This is a genomic window from Pseudomonas sp. NPDC089758 (assembly GCF_044748705.1).
Taxonomy (GTDB): Bacteria; Pseudomonadota; Gammaproteobacteria; order Pseudomonadales; family Pseudomonadaceae; genus Aquipseudomonas; species Aquipseudomonas putida_X.
Genome location: NZ_JBIVGN010000025.1, coordinates 1 through 18,135, shown reverse-complemented (window position 1 = coordinate 18,135; position 18,135 = coordinate 1). Strand labels below are relative to the sequence as shown.

The window sequence follows — 18,135 nt, the reverse complement described above, 5'->3', positions numbered from 1 at the left end:
TAGAATGCTCGGCAATTCATCCGATTTGCCGAGCATATTCATGCGTGCCTTTTTTCTCATCCCCATGCTTCTGGCCAGCGCCCTGGCCCATGCCGAGCTGCCTGAAACCGACTGGCTCGAACTGATGCCCAAGTCGGACCAGAAAGCCCTCGAGCAAATGCCAGAGATTGACCATAACTCGCCCGAGGCGATGGGTACCTTCACCGACAAGGGCGGCCTGAAGCAAAGCAAGGGCCTGCCAGCGGTGATGTATTCGACCAAGACCGTGGCCGCGATGAACGGCAAGGAAATTCGTCTCGGCGGTTACCCGGTGCCGCTTGAAAGCGATGCCAAGGGTAATAACACGCTGTTCTTCCTGGTGCCTTACCCGGGCGCCTGCATCCATGTACCGCCGCCACCACCCAACCAGCTGGTGCTGGTGCGCTTTCCGAAGGGTTTGAAGATCGATGACATCTACACGCCGTTGTGGGTGAGCGGGACGTTGAAGGTTGAAAAGGTCAGCAACGACATGGCCGATGCGGCGTATGCGCTGGACGCCGCGAAGGTGAGGGTGGTGCAGGACGCTGACCTGTGAAGGGGCTGCTTTGCAGCCCATCGTGAAACAGGCCGTTCAGGTGTGTGCGGCCTGCGTAGCAGGAGCTTCGTATCGCGAAAGGACCGCAAAACGGTCCCGGCAGTGGAATCAAAGCCCTTCGCTGCCAATCGCCACGTGCAGGGCATGAACGGCCCCAGGCTTCAACTCCACCACATCGTCCCAGACATTCGCCGTTTCGATGCACAGCATTCGCTGCCAGCCATCATCGGCCATGTCAGGCAATGCCTGGGCCCTGTCGGTCCAAGGGTTCCAGATCACCGCTGAACGTGAACCACGGCTGTTCAGGGTAATGCGCCGATTCCAGTGCGGATCGACAATGCTCAGTTGCCCAGGCGTATTCAGGTAGATGCGATCGGTCTCACCGGCAAACGTCAGCGCACCCTGTTGCTGGCGCTGCTCCCAGTCAGCCAGGGTCTCGATGTAGTCCAGCCCTTCGACACCCTCGACCCGCGCCTCACGCACATCGCTGACGGCAAAGTAGCTGTGCAGGGCCTGGCTGATGGTGACTGAACTGTTGCCCCTGTTACGGCTGGTCAGGGTCAGCTCAAGCGCATCACCCATGACGATCAGCAGTTTCAGCTCGACGTCATGCGGCCAGTGCGGCAGATCGCCCTGGGCTTCTGGCAGTTCGAATTCGATGCGCAGCGCGCTGGCCGCTTCTTCAATGCCCAACAGTTTCCAGTCACGCGTGCGGGCCAGGCCATGGGCCGGCGCCTGCGTGCCATGGAACATGCCTTGAACAGCTTCGGGGTTGCGCTGCAGGTTGCCGAACCACGGCCAGCACACCGGCACACCTGCGCGCACCGACTTGCCCTGGCGGAATATGGCCTGGTCACTCAGCCACAGCAGCGGCGGCTCGCCAACGTGCTGGTAGCTGAGGATCTGCGCACCCTGTTGGGCGATCAGTAGTTCGGCACGGTCGCTGGTGATACGCCAGCAGTTGAGTTCGCCGTGTTGCTCGTTTACGACCTGGTAGGTAGCCATTGCGCTTGTCTCATTGATTGCCTGTGGGCCTTCGACCCGCTGCCTTGCAATGAGTTTACCGCTCGCGTGGCTTAGCGACGAGGCACCGAACGGGTGCGGCCGCTGCCATCGATGGCGACGAAGACGAACACTGCTTCCGTGACTTTGCGCCATTCGCTCGACAGCGGGTCGTCGCTCCACACTTCGACCATCATCTGGATCGAGCTGCGGCCGATTTCCAGCGTCTGGGTATAGAACGACAGTTGTGCGCCCACGGCCACTGGCACCAGGAAGGCCATACGGTCAATGGCGACCGTTGCCACCCGGCCACCCGCGACGCGGCTCGCCATGGCAGTGCCTGCCAGGTCCATCTGGGCGACCAGCCAGCCGCCAAAGATATCGCCAAAACCGTTGGTTTCGCGGGGCAACGCAGTGATTTGCAGGGCCAGGTCGCCTTGCGGGATAGGATCTTCTTGTTCGAGCTCAATCATGCGGTGGGGCCTCTGACCCGTGACGCTTTCGTTGGTGTGGCGCAAAGGCCGAGTAAACGATTCAGCTTGAGACATACTACGCCGATTTCGTTTCGCTGGACGGCCGTAGGGAAACTCTGCGAAACCGCCTGACATAAAGACCGGCGTTTTCGCACAACATCCCATCGTGGCGGCAACGTTTTCCTACGAACGGGCAGTATATATAGCCAAACGCTCAGCGACGACCGTGCAGTCATGAATATCTGTATGGATTTTGTATCGCTTTCAGCAGGCCCCGGCAATTTGCTATCTTCGCCTGTCACCGCCAGAAGCCGCGTGCCAAGCGGCCTGCATGCCCTACAAGAGAAGAACAAGCAATGACCTCCGTGCCGAGCAGTATCGAGCAGCCCTCGCGGCCGCTGACCCGCAGTGACTACAAGACCCTCTCACTGTCCGCGCTAGGCGGAGCCCTAGAGTTCTACGACTTCATCATTTTCGTGTTTTTCGCCACTGTGGTCGGCAAGCTGTTCTTTCCGGCCGACATGCCCGAGTGGCTGCGCCTGATGCAGACCTTCGGCATTTTCGCCGCCGGCTACCTGGCCAGGCCCCTGGGCGGCATCATCATGGCCCACTTCGGCGACCTGCTTGGGCGCAAGAAGATGTTCACCCTGAGCATTTTCATGATGGCCCTGCCAACGCTGATCATGGGCCTGCTGCCCACCTATGCCCAGATTGGCCTGTGGGCACCGATCCTGCTGCTGCTGATGCGCGTGATACAGGGGGCAGCGATCGGGGGTGAAGTGCCTGGCGCCTGGGTGTTCGTGTCCGAGCATGTGCCTGCACGCAACACCGGCTATGCCTGCGGCACCCTGACCGCCGGCCTGACCGCTGGCATTCTGCTTGGCTCGCTGGTGGCAACGCTGATCAACACGGTTTACAGCGTTGAAGAAGTCGCCGACTACGCCTGGCGTATCCCTTTCCTGCTTGGCGGCGTGTTCGGCCTGTTTTCGGTGTACCTGCGCCGCTGGCTGCACGAAACGCCGGTGTTCGCTGAGATGCAGCAGCGCAAGGCACTGGCCGAAGAGCTGCCGCTGCGCGCGGTGCTGCGTGATCACCGTGGCCCGATCATCCTGTCGATGCTGCTGACCTGGATGCTTTCTGCCGGCATCGTAGTGGTCATCCTGATGACACCGGCGCTGTTGCAGAGCATCTACCACATCAGCCCCACCGACTCGCTCAAGGCCAACAGCCTGGCGATCGTGCTGCTCAGCCTTGGCTGCATCGGCTCCGGCAGCCTGGCCGACCGCTTTGGTGCAGGCCGCGTGTTCGTCATCGGCAGCCTGCTGCTGCTGGTGACGTCCTGGACCTTCTACCACAGCCTGCCGACCCACCCGCAGCTGCTGTTCCCACTGTATGCCATCACCGGCCTGTGCGTGGGGGTGATCGGCGCGGTGCCCTATGTGATGGTCAAGGCGTTCCCGGCGGCGGTGCGCTTCAGTGGCCTCTCGTTCTCCTACAACGTGGCCTACGCCATCTTTGGCGGCTTGACGCCGATGGTGGTGACTGCGCTGCTCAAGGTGAGCCCAATGGCGCCTGCCTATTATGTAGCGGGTCTGTGTGCAGTTGGTCTGATCGTGGGCATTTACCTGGTCGCTAACAGGCGCTGATCGGCTGGCCCTCACCGGCTTTATCGTCGGCAAGGTGACGCCCACATGTACAGCACAGTTTCAGTAACGGTGCTGTGCATGTGGGAGTCACAGCCTTATTCAAAATCTAAAAGCTTTACCCAGCCCGCACATGCAGGCCTCAGTGGCGCTTGCCCTTGCCAGGGCGTTCAGCGCGCCCTGTAAATAGGCCTCTTGTATCATTGCTTCCTTCAAATTATGCGGGATGTTTCCTATCGGCAAAAATTTAAGCCAAGGCGTCTTTGCACCATTCTGCAAATTAGAAACTTCTGCCCGTAGAGAAAATTTTCTCATGTATCGACGGCATCTAAATGCCGGCGGAAAAGTAAAAATGTATTCCGAAATTAGTTGAAATAAACAGTTTAACGTAGAGAGATATGTAGTGCAGTTGCCCGACATCAAATGGGCAACTTGAGCCATGCAGATAAGGAGACTCTGTATGGTTCAAAACACACTGAACGATAATTCAACGGGTGATGTTGTCATCACTCCCGGCTCTTCCGGTTCAAGTGGTGGCGGAGGCGGTTTTTTCAGCATTGGCGGTGGTGGCGGCTTTGGCGGAGGCTTTGGGGGCTCCAGCCGACGCCGTCGGAAAAAGCGGGCGAGAGCTCGCGCTGCCGCTCTCGCCCGGGCAAAGGCCGAGGAACAGGCACGCCAGGCTGCCGCTGCGACGGCTCGTGCCGAGGCATTGGCGCTTGCGCATCACCAGCGGGTTGGTACGTACAGCCAGGCACGTGAAGGTCGACGTGCGCAGCTTGATGCTCACTTCGCAAAACAGTCGAAAGGCCTGGCACAGGCGCTTCAGGATGAGATCAACGCTGCGCGCAAGCGTCCTGACTATGACGGCAGCGAACGCTGGCAGCTCTACCAGATCACCAAGGCGCGTAACGAGACAAATGGTCTCATTGCAGCCAAGCAACTTGAGCTGACCAAGCGGCAGGCATCGGCGGGTGCTTTTGCTGGCCAGGATGTGGCCGCTGATGCATACGCCGCTCGGTTGGCCAGCCTGACAACCGCAGCACAAATGCAGCAACTGCACCGCGACTGGGAGGCGGCCTACGTGGCAGCCCAGGAAGCCCGGCTTTTGCAGGAGGCCATCAAGCAGTTGTCGCAGCGCTCAGCGGCGCTGGTTGTCGAGCACGCACAACAGGAGCAGGCCTGGCACGCCAGAGAGGCGAGCTGGGAGCGCCAACGGCAATATGCCGAACAACGGGAAGCCCGGATCCGCTACAAGCAGCAGGCAGACGAAGATCGGCGCCTGCAGCGGTTCAAGGTAGCCGCCACGCTCACGGCACCCGTTGCTGCTGCCCAGGCGGGTGGGGTGTTGCTCAGCCAGGCAGGCGCGCAGGTTGCGGTGGATGTGGCTGCGGCCTTGGAGCAGGCAATCGCCAATGCGGCGAAAGAGGTGCTGAGGGTCGCTGCGATTCGTGTCGGGCAAGCTGTCAGCCTTTCGGCTACGGCCATGCTGTACTCGCCAACGCTGGCTAATGGCGAGTTGACCGAAGCACAGCGCAGGCGCCATCTCGAAGGTTTGGGTGTACGTGCGGACCTGCTGGGGGTGATGGCTGGCCAGGATCTGCAGGCAATCGCCGATGCTGGCGGTTCAGCCCGCCTCAGTAGCCGCATCAGGATCGAGCAGCTGCCGGGTGGCAGCGGAATAGCGGTGGCTTCCACGGGAGCCGGGATCGCATCCGAAGTGCGGGTCAGGAATGCCGTTTTCGACCCTGTGACCGAAACCTACAGGGTGGAGGCCGAGACGCCCACCGGCAAAACCATCGTGCTGGGCGACGCGGCTGTCTCAGGAAATAGCCCATCCAGCGGCAGGGTGCTGGCGCTGGCACCAGAAGCGGCCATTGTCGACGCAGGCGTGGACCTTCGCTTCGATGACTGCATTGTCTGTGTCCCCGGCCAACCACCCCAATACTTCTCTTTCGCGGTATCCCCGGCGGGTACCGGCATCGTCAGCGGCAAAGGCCAGGTGGCTGCCACCAAATGGTGGTCCGCCAGCGGAGCCACAGCCGGCGTGGGAATGCCTGCGCAGGTCGGTAACCAGCTGCGTGGCCGCTTGTTCACAGGCATGCCAGCCTTCGAAAGCGCGGTGTGGCGGGCTATCGCAGCGGATCAGGGGTTGCTCGGGCAGTTCGATGAGCTGAACCAGCGGCGCATCCTCAGCGGTTTTCCTCCTGTAGCACCGAAAGCGAGCTGGAGTGGGGCACGGCGCGAGTTCGAACTGCGGCATGTGGCAGCTCCTGGTGTTGGCTCCGGGCTGTACAACCTCGATCAACTGAGAATCCACAAACCCAACGACACTCAAGGCGTCCTGACGGTCGTTCAGCCGTTCAAGCCCTGGTTCGGCACTCGTGTGGCCTTGGCGTTCGACGCCGCGATTGTGGAAGGCCAGCCCCCGCGCACCTGGACGCCACTGGTGGCACCTGGATCGGAGTTACTGGGACCAACGCCTTTGCCCGGGGCTCCGTCACTGCCGGGCATTCTTCCGGGGGCGTCGACTGATCCAGTGGGGCCAAGTCTTGAAATACTTCCAGGCGAGAATCCTGGAGAGACAGGGGCCATAATTCCTGGGTTCGGTGGAGAGGACGACCTACCAGCGCCGGGCCTGGTTAATAACGAGCCAGCAGAAGAGACTGAAACTGGAGCGTATGGTGATTTGGAGCGCAGAAGTATAAGAGACGATATGGATGTTGATCATATACCTGCTCAAGGCGCGATAAAACTTTGGCTTGAGAATAATGTTCCGCATTTGTCACCCTATCAAGTCAGAGCGCTTACCAGGCGAGCCCCTGCTGTTGTTATACCTACACATGTGCATAGGAGGTACAGTGAGACATATGGTGGACGGAACACCAAAGCGAAGCAAAAGCTAGACGCTGCTGACCTGTTTGAGGCTGTGCGTAGCAACGTCGAGGCGCTAAGACCAGGTCTTCCGACTGAGCGAGTTGAAGGAATCAAGGCGGAGCTTACTTATTTGCTTAAAAAATTTATTGAAATGGTGTGATCATGACAAGAATTGTAGAAGTCGAGCATTGGTTGAAGTCCCTAGGTGAAACTCATGCCACGTTGCTTGGTCTTGGGCTTGATCCAGATCTCCCTTTCATAAAACTCTATTCTGGTGCAACAGAGCTGTACCTTGAGCCAGAGCCTGGGGTTAGCTATAGACTTGATACGGAAACTAAAGTATTGCAAGCGGTGATTGTTACAATTATCAGGCGCGTTGAGCTTGAGCCAGAGTTTAAGGATCTTCTTTCGCAACCCTATGGTTGTCGGGATAAGGATGCTGTTCGGGCGACATGGGGAAATCCCATTAGTTCACGAGGTCCTATGGCGATGCCGCCACCCATAGGCAAAACGGGTGGATGGGATATTTATGAGCTTTCCTCCCAGGGGTTTGCGAGTGTCGAATTAACATATAATTATACTACGGATTTTAAAGTTTCCGGGGTTGTCTTGAGGGCTAAGGAAGATGAAGCTTGAGAAACGATTGCAAGACTACGATGAGCATTCGTTCTTATTGCTCGTCAAAAATATCTGGGATGTCGAAGGCAAGAGGTCTGAACATAACTCATTCATCGCCCATTTCGACCAGATAATCGGCCACCCCGCCGGCAGCGACCTCCTGTTCTACTCAACCGCTGACGAAACCGGCAGCATCAACTCCCCTGACCACATTGTTGCAACGATAAAATCCTGGCATCAGCAAAAAGGCCGCGCAGCCTTCAAAGGCCAGACCTTGCAACCACCACCGGTTCGCCAAACGCTGACCCCCGCGCAGCGAGCCAGCCAGTCTTCCACCCGTAACCTGGAAAAAGTGCGCAAACTGGTAGCTGAGATCCAGGCAGCCGAGCAGCAGGGCAAACTGAAGCTGACCGCGTTGGAACAGCAATTGGCTCGCAGCCCGGGCGTCGGCACGCCTGCGCAGCAACTGGCTGCCAGCCTCGCCGCGCTGCGTGCCCTGGAACTGGCCCAGCATCAAGCCAAGGCCGCCGTCGACCAGCTCAAGCGCTTGCAGATGTCAGTCAAGTTTGCACTCGATGGCGCAAAGCGCGACGCCACCAGCCCGTTTCTAAACGCTGCAATCCAGGCCGTCGTGCTGCGTGAAATCACCGCAGGTAGCCAGCGTCATGCCGCGGCCTTGGCTACGGCCCAGGCGCGTCATCCCGCCTTATACGGCCGTGGCGTGAAGCTGATCGAAAGCCTGGAAGCACGTATCGCCCAGTTGGCCAAGGCCACGGCGACCAGCCCGGGCCATGGGCCTTTGACGTTAAAGGCCGCGGCCCATGCAGCAAGCCTGCATCCTGCATTGCTGACAGCGCAAGGCTTGAGCCGTGAAGTAGCCCAACAGCAGCATCATCTGATCAAGACCTTTCGTTCCGCTGTAGCGGAACTGGATTGGCAGGCAACGTCGCTGCAGGGCGATCACCCCGGCACGTATGCGGATGTTGTCGAGTTCGTGTTGAGTACCCCCAGCGACGATCCGCGCTTTGCCGTAACGGTGCCGCTGGTTGAAATGCTCGACAGCGAGCGGATGGACTGGGCAGCTCTAGCTGCGGAGCGTGCCGAGGTGGATTTGCCAGTGCGTCTCTGCTCCATAGTGCGCGGCGCCAGTACTGGCACCTCCACGGGGGTCAAAACGTTCACGCGCTACTCGCATGTGGTCATGACCTCGACTCAAGGCAACGTCGTCCCCGCGCGCGTACGGGTTCGGGCGGCTGTTTGGGATGTCTCGCGGCAGGCCTTCACATTCACCAGCGAAGGCCGAGCGCCTGTGACAGTGCAGTGGCAGATGGGCAGCGCTCCCTATGCCCCCAGGGACCTTTCGCGACCCCCCAGCATCGGATTCCTGAGTATGCCCAAGGTGCCGCGGATAGAGCGCTTCGCCAACCTGGCACAGGTTCAGTTCGACGACTATATCGTGGTGTTTCCGTCGGGGTCCGGCCTAGACTCTTTATACATAATGTTCAGGGACCGCCGAGAGCTTTAGGGTAGCCCCTACTTTCCTGCAACATCTTGCAAAGGCCATCCCCGACAACCGGTGATGGCCTTTCATCCAATTGTCATATTGAAGTCATATCGTCTTCATGCGGCCTGCTGATACTTGGGCCCGATCCATCCAACACCCCAAATATTCCTGCTAGGAGCAAGGCATGAAACTTAAGCGTTTGATGGCGGCCCTCACCTTTGCCGCCGCTGGCGTTGCAACCGCCAACGCGGTAGCCGCCGTCGACCCTGCGATCCCGACCTACACCAAGACCACCGGTGTTTCGGGCAACCTCTCCAGCGTCGGTTCCGACACCCTCGCGAACCTCATGACCCTGTGGGCCGAGGCCTACAAGAAGGAATATCCGAACGTCAACATCCAGATCCAGGCTGCCGGCTCCTCCACCGCGCCACCCGCGCTGACCGAAGGCACCGCCAACCTTGGCCCGATGAGCCGCAAGATGAAGGACGTCGAGCTGCAGGCCTTCGAGCAGAAGTACGGCTACAAGCCGACCGCCATTCCGGTCGCTGTCGACGCCCTGGCCGTATTCGTACACAAGGACAACCCGATCAAGGGCCTGACCATGGCTCAGGTCGACGCGATCTTCTCTTCCACTCGCCTGTGCGGTGCCAAGGCCGACGTCAAGACCTGGGGCGACCTGGGCGTGACTGGCGACCTGGCCAACAAGCCAGTGCAGCTGTTCGGTCGTAACTCGGTATCGGGTACCTATGGCTACTTCAAGGAAGAGGCCCTGTGCAAAGGTGACTTCAAGCCTAACGTCAACGAACAGCCAGGCTCGGCGTCGGTCGTGCAGTCGATCAGCTCCTCGTTGAACGGCATCGGCTACTCGGGTATCGGCTACAAGACTGCCAGCGTCAAGACCGTAGCCCTGGCCAAGAAAGAAGGCGGCGAGTTCATCGAAGACAACGAGGCCAATGCCCTGAACGGCACCTACCCGCTGTCGCGCTTCCTGTACGTCTACGTCAACAAGGCCCCGAACAAGCCGCTGGCCCCGCTGGAAGCTGAGTTCGTCAAACTGGTGCTGTCGCAGGCCGGGCAGCAGGTCGTGGTGAAGGACGGCTACATTCCGTTGCCATCGAAAGTGGTCGACAAGACCCTCGCTGACCTGGGCCTGTCCCACGCCGGTAACGTTGCAAAAAAGTAAGTAACTGAGGAAAAGGCCGGCAATTGAGCCGGCCTTTTCCACGAATTCTCGGTCCGAAGCCAGGGCTCCTGAGCGGCGGGCTTTTTTGCGTCAACGCACTGTCATGTTTTTGTCATACGGGACCGCTAGGGTGTGCGCATGAATGATCTGGCCAACTCCACCATGACCCAAAAATCCCCTCCCGAGCGGATTGATTTCAATACGCCCGAGTTGCAACGCAAGCGCCGCATGCGCGCGCTCAAGGACCGCCTGACCCGCTGGTATGTACTGGTAGGCGGGCTTGCTGTGCTGGCAGCCATCACGCTGATCTTCTTCTATCTGGCCTATGTGGTGCTGCCGCTGTTCCAGGGCGCCGAGCTGACCAGCAAGAAGGCCCTGGAGCCGACCTGGCTGCAGCAGGATGCCGGCAAGCCGCTGATGATCGCGCTCGAAGAGCAGAACCTGGTCGGTATGCGTGTTTCGGACAACGGGCAGGCACTGTTCTTCGATACCAAGACCGGTAACGAGCTCAACCGCGTCGACCTGCCGCTGCCGGCAGGCACCCAGGTCAGCTCGATCAGCACCGACCAGCCGGGTAGCCCACTGGTAGTGCTGGGCTTGTCCAATGGGCAGGCGCTGGTGTTCCACCACACCTACAAGATCACCTACCCAGACAACAAAAAGACCATTACCCCCGGCATCGACTATCCGTATGGCCAAGAGCCGTACGTGCTGGATGACCAAGGCCGCGCGCTGGAGCACGTCAGCGTCAACGTCAACGGCGACACCCTGATGCTTGCCGGTTCCACTGGTGCGCACCTGCAGGTGATCGAGCTGACGCGCACCGAAAACCTGATGACCGAAGAGGTCACCACCGAGCAGAACCGCATCGAGCTGCCGCAAATGACCGAGGCGGTGAAGAACATCTTCATCGACCCGCGCCAGCAGTGGCTGTACGTGATCAACGGGCGAGCCACCGCGGATGTCTTCAGCCTGCGCGACAAGAGCCTCAATGGCCGCTACAAGCTGTCTGAGAGCGCTGATACCGAGATTACCGCTACTGCGCAACTGGTCGGCGGCATTTCGCTGATCTTCGGTGACTCCAAAGGCGGCCTGGCGCAATGGTTCATGGCGCGTGACGCGGATGGCGAATTGCGCTTCAAGCAGATCCGTACCTTCCAGATGGGCAAGGCGCCGATCGTCCAGATCGATGCCGAAGAGCGCCGCAAGGGCTTCGTCGCCCTGGACGCCGAGGGCAAGCTGGGCGTCTTCCACAGCACCGCGCACCGCACCCTGCTGGTCGAGCCTGCTGCCGAAGGCCCAGGTATCATGGCCCTGTCACCGCGTGCCAACCGCATCTTCATCGAAGAGGGCGGCAAGCTGCTGCCACTGAGCCTGAAGAACCCGCACCCGGAAATTTCCTTCAGCGCGCTGTGGGGCAAGGTCTGGTACGAGAACTACGACGAGCCCAAGTACGTCTGGCAGTCGACGGCTTCGAACACCGACTTCGAGCCTAAGCTGAGCCTGTCGCCGCTGACCTTCGGTACCCTCAAGGCCGCGTTCTACGCGATGATCCTGGCGGCCCCGCTGGCCATCGCCGCCGCTATCTACACCGCTTACTTCATGGCCCCGGGTATGCGCCGCAAGGTCAAGCCGGTGATCGAACTGATGGAGGCGATGCCGACGGTGATCCTCGGCTTCTTCGCTGGCCTGTTCCTCGCGCCGTACCTGGAAGGGCACCTGCCAGGTGTGTTCAGCCTGTTCCTGCTGATGCCGTTCGGCATTCTGCTGGCAGGTTTCACCTGGAGCCGGCTGCCTGAGTCGGTTCGCCTGCGCGTTCCGGATGGTTGGGAGGCCGCGATCCTGATCCCGGTGATCCTGTTCACTGGCTGGTTCGCCCTGACCATGAGCCCGTACCTGGAAACCTGGTTCTTCGGTGGCGATATGCGCCTGTGGATAACCAATGATCTGGGTATCACCTATGACCAGCGCAACGCCTTGGTAGTCGGTATCGCCATGGGCTTTGCGGTCATCCCGAACATCTACTCGATCGCCGAAGACGCCGTGTTCAGCGTGCCGCGCAGCCTGACCCTGGGCTCCCTGGCCCTGGGTGCGACGCCGTGGCAGACCTTGACTCGCGTGGTCATCCTCACTGCCAGCCCGGGTATCTTCTCGGCGCTGATGATCGGCATGGGCCGAGCGGTGGGCGAGACCATGATCGTGCTCATGGCCACCGGCAACACTCCGGTGATGGAGCTGAACCTGTTCGAAGGCATGCGTACCTTGGCCGCCAACGTGGCGGTGGAGATGCCCGAATCCGAAGTCGGCGGCAGCCATTACCGTGTGCTGTTCCTCGCCGCTCTCGTGCTGCTGATGTTCACCTTCATCATGAACACCTTGGCCGAGCTGATTCGCCAGCGTCTGCGCAAGAAATACTCGTCGCTTTGATAGAAAGGTAGAGATCCGTGAAAAAGGATTCCCTCAAAGGCTGGTTCAAGAGCGGCGCCCCAGGCGTCTGGATCAGCGGTGGCGCGGTTGCCATGGCGGTCATCATGACCGTCGGCCTGCTGGCCGTGATCGCCGTACGCGGCCTGGGTCACTTCTGGCCCGCCGACCTGGTCCAGGCCACCTACAAGGTGCCGGGCCAGGGTGACCACGTCATCGTCGGTGAAGTGGTTCAGAAAGAAGAAGTACCTCGCGCCCGCCTCAAGGGTGCCGGCTTGCCGGTGCCTGACGAAGGCCCCGAGTTCATGACCCGCGAGCTGATCAAGGTGGGTAACCGTGACCTCAACGGCAGTGATTTCACCTGGGTGGTCGGTGAATGGTTGGTCGACGAGCAGCGTCCGGTCGACCTGATCGCCCTGGAGCGCCGCGAATGGGGCAACTTCTATGGCTATCTGGTGAGCGTCAAGGAACAAGGCCGCGTGGTCGCCGAAGGCGCTGGCGCCTGGAACGAGCTGCAGGCACGTCTCAAACGCGCCAACCAGCTCAACAGCGAGCTGCAGCAGCTTGAGAAAAAAGACATCGGCGCCATCAACCATGGCTTGGAGCGGCTGCGCCTGCAAGGCCGCAAGCTGGAGCTGGAAGGCAAGCTGGACGCTACGGCCCAGGCCGACATGGATGCCGAACGTGCCGAGTTGAACAGCCGCTACAAGGCCATCGAAGACCGCCTCACCAGCCTGCATCAGGCCTTCGCCCGCGACAGCCTGGTCGCTCGCGACGGCAACGGCCGCGAAGTGGAGATCAACCTGAGCAAGGTGGTGCACGCCATCCAGCCCAACGCCATGTCCGGCTTTACCAAGATGGGCACCTATTTCACCAAGGTCTGGGAGTTCCTCAGCGACGATCCTCGTGAAGCCAACACCGAAGGCGGTATCTTCCCGGCCATTTTCGGTACCGTGATGATGACCCTGATCATGGCCGTGATCGTCACCCCGTTCGGCGTGCTGGCGGCGGTCTACCTGCGCGAATACGCCAAGCAAGGCCCGGTCACGCGCCTGATCCGCATCGCCGTGAACAACCTGGCGGGCGTTCCGGCCATCGTCTACGGCGTGTTCGGCCTGGGCTTCTTCGTCTACGTGCTGGGTGGTTCGATCGACCGTCTGTTCTTCCCCGAATCGCTGCCGGCACCGACCCTGGGCACGCCAGGCCTGCTGTGGGCATCGCTGACCCTGGCGCTGCTGGCCGTACCGGTGGTGATCGTGGCTACCGAGGAAGGCCTGGCGCGTATTCCACGCACCGTGCGTGAGGGCTCGCTGGCGCTTGGCGCGACCAAGGCCGAGACCTTGTGGAAAATCGTGCTGCCAATGGCCAGCCCGGCAATGATGACCGGCATGATCCTCGCCGTGGCCCGAGCCGCGGGTGAAGTAGCGCCGCTGATGCTGGTGGGTGTGGTCAAGCTGGCGCCGTCGTTGCCGCTGGACGGCAACTATCCGTACCTGCACCTGGACCAGAAGATCATGCACCTGGGCTTCCACATCTACGACGTCGGCTTCCAGAGCCCCAACGTCGAGGCGGCGCGGCCGCTGGTGTACGCCACTGCGCTGCTGCTGGTGATGGTGATCGCCACCCTCAACCTCTCGGCGGTGTGGATCCGTAACCACCTGCGCGAGAAGTACAAGGCCCTCGACCACTGATTGAAGCTTTAAGCCACAAGCGGCAAGCCCCAAGAAGATTGCCGCTTTGCCCTAACTTGCAGCTTGCAGCTCAACGCATGCAGCTACAAACGGAGTGAGACCATGCAGCAAGAATCCCACACCCACGGCATCGACATGGCTGCCCTGGGCCGCGACAAGCAGAGCCTGCGCCTGGCCGAAGAGACCGTGGCCATCGAAGTACCCGGTTTGAGCCTGTACTACGGCGACAAGCAGGCGTTGTTCGACGTCAGCATGAACATCCCCAAGCAGCGCGTGACGGCTTTCATCGGCCCTTCGGGCTGCGGCAAGTCGACCCTGCTGCGCACCTTCAACCGCATGAACGACCTGGTGGACGGTTGCCGTGTCGAAGGCGCCATCAACCTGTACGGCAACAACATCTACCGCAAGGGCGAGGACGTGGCCGAGCTGCGCCGTCGTGTGGGCATGGTGTTCCAGAAGCCAAACCCGTTCCCCAAGACCATCTACGAGAACGTGGTATATGGCCTGCGTATCCAGGGCATCAACAAGAAGCGTGTGCTGGACGAGGCGGTCGAGTGGGCGCTCAAGGGCGCCGCACTGTGGGATGAGGTGAAAGACCGTTTGCACGACTCGGCGCTGGGCTTGTCCGGCGGCCAGCAGCAGCGTCTGGTGATCGCCCGTACCATCGCCGTCGAGCCTGAAGTACTGCTGCTCGATGAGCCTTGCTCGGCACTGGACCCGATCTCGACGCTGAAGGTCGAAGAGCTGATCTACGAACTGAAATCCAAGTACACCATCGTTATCGTGACCCACAACATGCAACAGGCGGCCCGTGTTTCGGACTACACCGCGTTCATGTACATGGGCAAACTGGTCGAATTCGGTGATACCGACACCCTGTTCACCAACCCGGCGAAGAAGCAGACCGAAGACTACATCACCGGTCGCTACGGCTAACGGCGCCTTGAGCGGCGAGCTGCGAGCTTCAAGCTGCGAGCTTCAAGCTTCAAGCTTCAAGCAGAAGCAAGAGCAGTTAGCGCGGGGCCAGGAACGATACGAACTACTTGAAGCTTGCAGCTTGCAGCTTGCAGCTTGCAGCTGCCGCAGCTTCCCGGAGCGAAACGATGATCAACAAAGAAAGCCTGACGCACCACATTTCCCAGCAGTTCAACGCCGAACTCGAAGAGGTGCGCAGCCACCTCCTGGCCATGGGCGGGCTGGTCGAGAAACAGGTCAATGACGCGGTTACCGCGCTGATCGAGGCCGACTCCGGCCTTGCCCAGCAGGTGCGTGAAGTCGACGAGCAGATCAACCAGATGGAACGCAACATCGACGAGGAATGCGTGCGCATCCTCGCCCGTCGCCAGCCCGCGGCCTCTGATCTGCGCCTGATCATCAGCATTTCCAAGTCGGTGATCGACCTGGAGCGCATTGGTGACGAATCGACCAAGATCGCCCGCCGTGCCATCCAGTTGTGCGAAGAAGGCGAGTCGCCGCGCGGCTACGTCGAAGTGCGCCACATTGGCGACCAGGTACGCAACATGGTGCGCGACGCACTGGATGCCTTCGCCCGCTTCGATGCCGACCTGGCCCTGTCGGTGGCCCAGTACGACAAGACCATCGACCGCGAGTACAAGACCGCCCTGCGTGAACTGGTGACCTACATGATGGAAGACCCGCGCTCGATCTCGCGGGTATTGAGCGTCATCTGGGCCCTGCGTTCGCTGGAGCGCATCGGCGACCACGCGCGCAACATCTCAGAACTGGTGATCTACCTGGTGCGCGGAACCGACGTCCGCCACCTGGGCCTCAAGCGCATGAAAGCCGAAGTTCAGGGAACGGCGGGTGATGAGGCCGAAATTGCTAATGTTCCGGCTCAACCTGACGATAAATAAGATTGCTCCCGAGCATCGACGCCCGGCTTTTGCCGGGCGTTTTCGTTTGCGCTTGAGCAGTCAGCAGGCACCCGCGAACGATGCAAAGAAGTCCCGGCGTGATCCAGATGTTGGCAAATGGCCACCAATCGGCGGTAGGCTAGTCGGGATTCAAGAGGAGTATCGATGAGTAAAGTCAATGTGCTGGTCGTGGATGACGCCCCGTTCATCCGTGATCTGGTGAGGAAGTGCCTGCGTAATGCCTTCCCGGGCATGGTCATCGAAGATGCGGTGAACGGCCGCAAGGCCATGGCCATGCTGGCCAAGGAAACCTTCGACCTGGTGCTGTGCGACTGGGAAATGCCCGAGATGTCCGGCCTTGAGCTGCTGACCTGGTGCCGCCAGCAGCCAGAGATGAAGAGCCTGCAGTTCATCATGGTGACCAGCCGCGGCGACAAGGAAAACGTCATCCAGGCCATCCAGGCGGGCGTCTCCGATTTTGTCGGTAAGCCGTTCACCAACGAACAGCTGCTGACCAAAGTGAAGAAGGCCCTGACCAAGATCGGCAAGCTTGAAAGCTTGGTAGCCGGTGGTCAGGCGCGGGTGAACTCGGCGTTCGCCAACGATTCGTTGAGCGCGCTGACCGGGGGCAAACCTGAAGCGGTCAAGGCCACGCCTGCTGCCGCTGCTGCCGCTGCGCCGGCCAAGCCATTGATCAATGCACCCAAACCGCAGACGGCTGCTGCGGCCGCCGCGCAGACCGGGCGTGGTCAAGGCCAGCTGCGCCTTTCCAGTGGTACTCAGCCTTGTGTGATCAAGGCGTTGAGCCTCAAAGAGGCGCTGCTGGTGGTGCGTCGCAGTGCCGTGCTGCCACAGGTGCTCGAAGGCGCTGTGCTGGACCTGGAGCAGGGCGAGAGCGCTGAAGTCGCTCGCCTGAACGGTTACCTGCATGCCATCGCAGCATTGGAGCCGAAACCTGAGAGCGACTGGCTGCAACTGACCTTCAAGTTCGTCGACCAGGATGCGCAGAAGCTCGACTACCTGTCGCGGCTGATTGCCCGCGGCACCGCGCAGAAGCACTTCACTCCCGGCGCTTAGTGCCTCGTACAACGCCCTGGGCCGCTGCGCGGCCCTTTCGCGGCGCATGGCCGTCATTACAGAACTGCGGCGGTCATCCGACCAACTGTCATACCGCTCCCAGATCCGGCTGCTAGGCTTCGACAGACGGTAACTGTCAAAAAGCCACTATCATGCCTGCTGCCCGCTTGCTGCTGCTCTGTACCTTGCTCACGGCCTCGGCGTCGAGCCTGGGCATGACCATCTACAAGACCACCGATAATTTCGGCGTGGCGTCCTACTCCGAGCGGCCCAGCCCAGGTGCCAAGGCGCTGGAGCTGGGCGAGCCGATGTTCGAGCAGGTAGAAGGGCGGGTACGCCTGCAAACCGAGCCATTCCCCGGCGGCGTTCGCTTCCTGGTGCGTAATGAGCTGTATGTACCCATGCAGGTTGAATTGCGTATCGACCAGTTGGCTAACGCCTTTGGCGGTAACGGACCGCGGATCGTGCGGGCCGTAGTCGGGCCACGTTCGACCAAGGTGCTCAGTTCTGTATTGGCGGCACCCGGCGGGCCGCTAAGGTACGCCAGCAAATTTCAGTACGCCATGGGTGATCCCGGCCAGCGTACGCAGGCTTACCGCTACCCGTTCCCTTGGAAGGGCGGCCCTTTCCGCCTGACTCAAGGCCCCAATGGGCGCTTCAGCCATTACGGCCCCAAGGGCCGTTTTGCCATGGACATCGCCATGCCGGAGGGCACCCCGATCATCGCGGCCAGGGGTGGGATGGTAGTGAAGATCGAGAACAGCCAGAGCGGGCGGGGGCCCAACCCCTCGGGCAATTTCGTGCGCATTCTTCACCCGGACGGCACGATGGGAGTGTATCTGCACCTGATGCGCGGTTCAGTGGTCGTGGCTGAGGGGCAGCAGGTGGCGTTGGGGCAGGCATTGGCCAAGTCGGGCAATACCGGCAACAGCACGGGCCCGCACCTGCATTTCGTGGTGCAGCGCAACGTCGGCTTGGCGCTGGAGTCGATCCCTTTCCAGTTCGACCGGCCGATTGGCGGTTTGCCGAACTTTACTGCAGGCAATCCCTGAAAGTGTCGGGGGCGCCAAACGGCCCCCCCACGCGCAAAACAGCTTTTTAAACAATGGCCCCACCAAAATTGGGCCCTTAAAAATATTTTTTTTTTTTGGCAGGCCCTAGAATTACAGCCCAAACAAATACAAAAGCCCCACCATTT

14 protein-coding genes are annotated in these 18,135 nt (G+C 60.5%); 12 read left to right on the top strand and 2 right to left on the bottom strand.

Annotated features, from left to right (window positions below; translation table 11 throughout):
- Window positions 1-4 precede the first annotated feature (4 nt).
- Entirely contained in the window at window positions 5-574 is a 570-nt protein-coding gene (locus ACIPZH_RS24340; protein WP_400638137.1) for a DUF3299 domain-containing protein, read from the top strand.
- 108 nt (window positions 575-682) lie between these two features.
- On the opposite strand, the gene ACIPZH_RS24335 is transcribed toward ACIPZH_RS24340, so the two are convergent.
- On the bottom strand, window positions 683-1,579 hold the full coding sequence (locus tag ACIPZH_RS24335; protein WP_400638135.1) for a D-hexose-6-phosphate mutarotase: 897 nt from the start codon (window positions 1,577-1,579) through the stop codon (window positions 683-685).
- 71 nt (window positions 1,580-1,650) lie between these two features.
- Entirely contained in the window at window positions 1,651-2,049 is a 399-nt protein-coding gene (locus ACIPZH_RS24330) for an acyl-CoA thioesterase (RefSeq protein ID WP_003253317.1), read from the bottom strand.
- A gap of 356 nt (window positions 2,050-2,405) precedes the next feature.
- On the opposite strand from ACIPZH_RS24330, the gene ACIPZH_RS24325 reads away from it, so the two are divergent.
- The 11 genes from ACIPZH_RS24325 (at window position 2,406) to ACIPZH_RS24275 (ending at window position 17,989) form a co-directional block, all read left to right on the top strand.
- Window positions 2,406-3,695 carry an MFS transporter gene (locus ACIPZH_RS24325; protein WP_241806716.1) on the top strand — a complete coding sequence of 430 codons (1,290 nt, stop codon included), beginning with the start codon at window positions 2,406-2,408 and terminating at the stop codon, window positions 3,693-3,695.
- Window positions 3,696-4,152: 457 nt separating this feature from the next.
- Window positions 4,153-6,726, top strand: a complete 2,574-nt coding sequence (locus ACIPZH_RS24320) for an S-type pyocin domain-containing protein (RefSeq protein WP_400638133.1) — start codon at window positions 4,153-4,155, stop codon at window positions 6,724-6,726.
- Window positions 6,727-6,728: 2 nt separating this feature from the next.
- Entirely contained in the window at window positions 6,729-7,202 is a 474-nt protein-coding gene (locus ACIPZH_RS24315; RefSeq protein ID WP_400638131.1) for a hypothetical protein, read from the top strand.
- Entirely contained in the window at window positions 7,192-8,709 is a 1,518-nt protein-coding gene (locus ACIPZH_RS24310; RefSeq protein ID WP_400638129.1) for an S-type pyocin domain-containing protein, read from the top strand. Before ACIPZH_RS24315 ends, ACIPZH_RS24310 begins: the two co-directional genes overlap by 11 nt.
- Window positions 8,710-8,872: 163 nt before the next feature.
- Window positions 8,873-9,871 (top strand): phosphate ABC transporter substrate-binding protein PstS, encoded by a 999-nt coding sequence (locus ACIPZH_RS24305; protein ID WP_241806719.1) that lies wholly within the window; start codon window positions 8,873-8,875, stop codon window positions 9,869-9,871.
- Between the two features lie 138 nt (window positions 9,872-10,009).
- Entirely contained in the window at window positions 10,010-12,298 is a 2,289-nt protein-coding gene (locus ACIPZH_RS24300; protein ID WP_400638127.1) for a phosphate ABC transporter permease, read from the top strand.
- 17 nt (window positions 12,299-12,315) lie between these two features.
- Entirely contained in the window at window positions 12,316-13,986 is a 1,671-nt protein-coding gene (gene pstA / locus ACIPZH_RS24295; RefSeq protein ID WP_241806721.1) for a phosphate ABC transporter permease PstA, read from the top strand.
- Between the two features lie 102 nt (window positions 13,987-14,088).
- Window positions 14,089-14,922 (top strand): phosphate ABC transporter ATP-binding protein PstB, encoded by an 834-nt coding sequence (pstB, locus tag ACIPZH_RS24290; RefSeq protein WP_241806722.1) that lies wholly within the window; start codon window positions 14,089-14,091, stop codon window positions 14,920-14,922.
- Between the two features lie 167 nt (window positions 14,923-15,089).
- Complete coding sequence (gene phoU, locus ACIPZH_RS24285; RefSeq protein WP_241806724.1) at window positions 15,090-15,860, top strand: phosphate signaling complex protein PhoU; 771 nt, start codon at window positions 15,090-15,092, stop codon at window positions 15,858-15,860.
- 165 nt (window positions 15,861-16,025) lie between these two features.
- Window positions 16,026-16,937 (top strand): response regulator, encoded by a 912-nt coding sequence (locus ACIPZH_RS24280; protein WP_241806725.1) that lies wholly within the window; start codon window positions 16,026-16,028, stop codon window positions 16,935-16,937.
- A 152-nt stretch (window positions 16,938-17,089) separates the two neighbouring features.
- Window positions 17,090-17,989, top strand: coding sequence for a M23 family metallopeptidase (locus ACIPZH_RS24275; RefSeq protein WP_400638126.1), 900 nt, complete (start codon window positions 17,090-17,092; stop codon window positions 17,987-17,989).
- Window positions 17,990-18,135 lie beyond the last annotated feature (146 nt).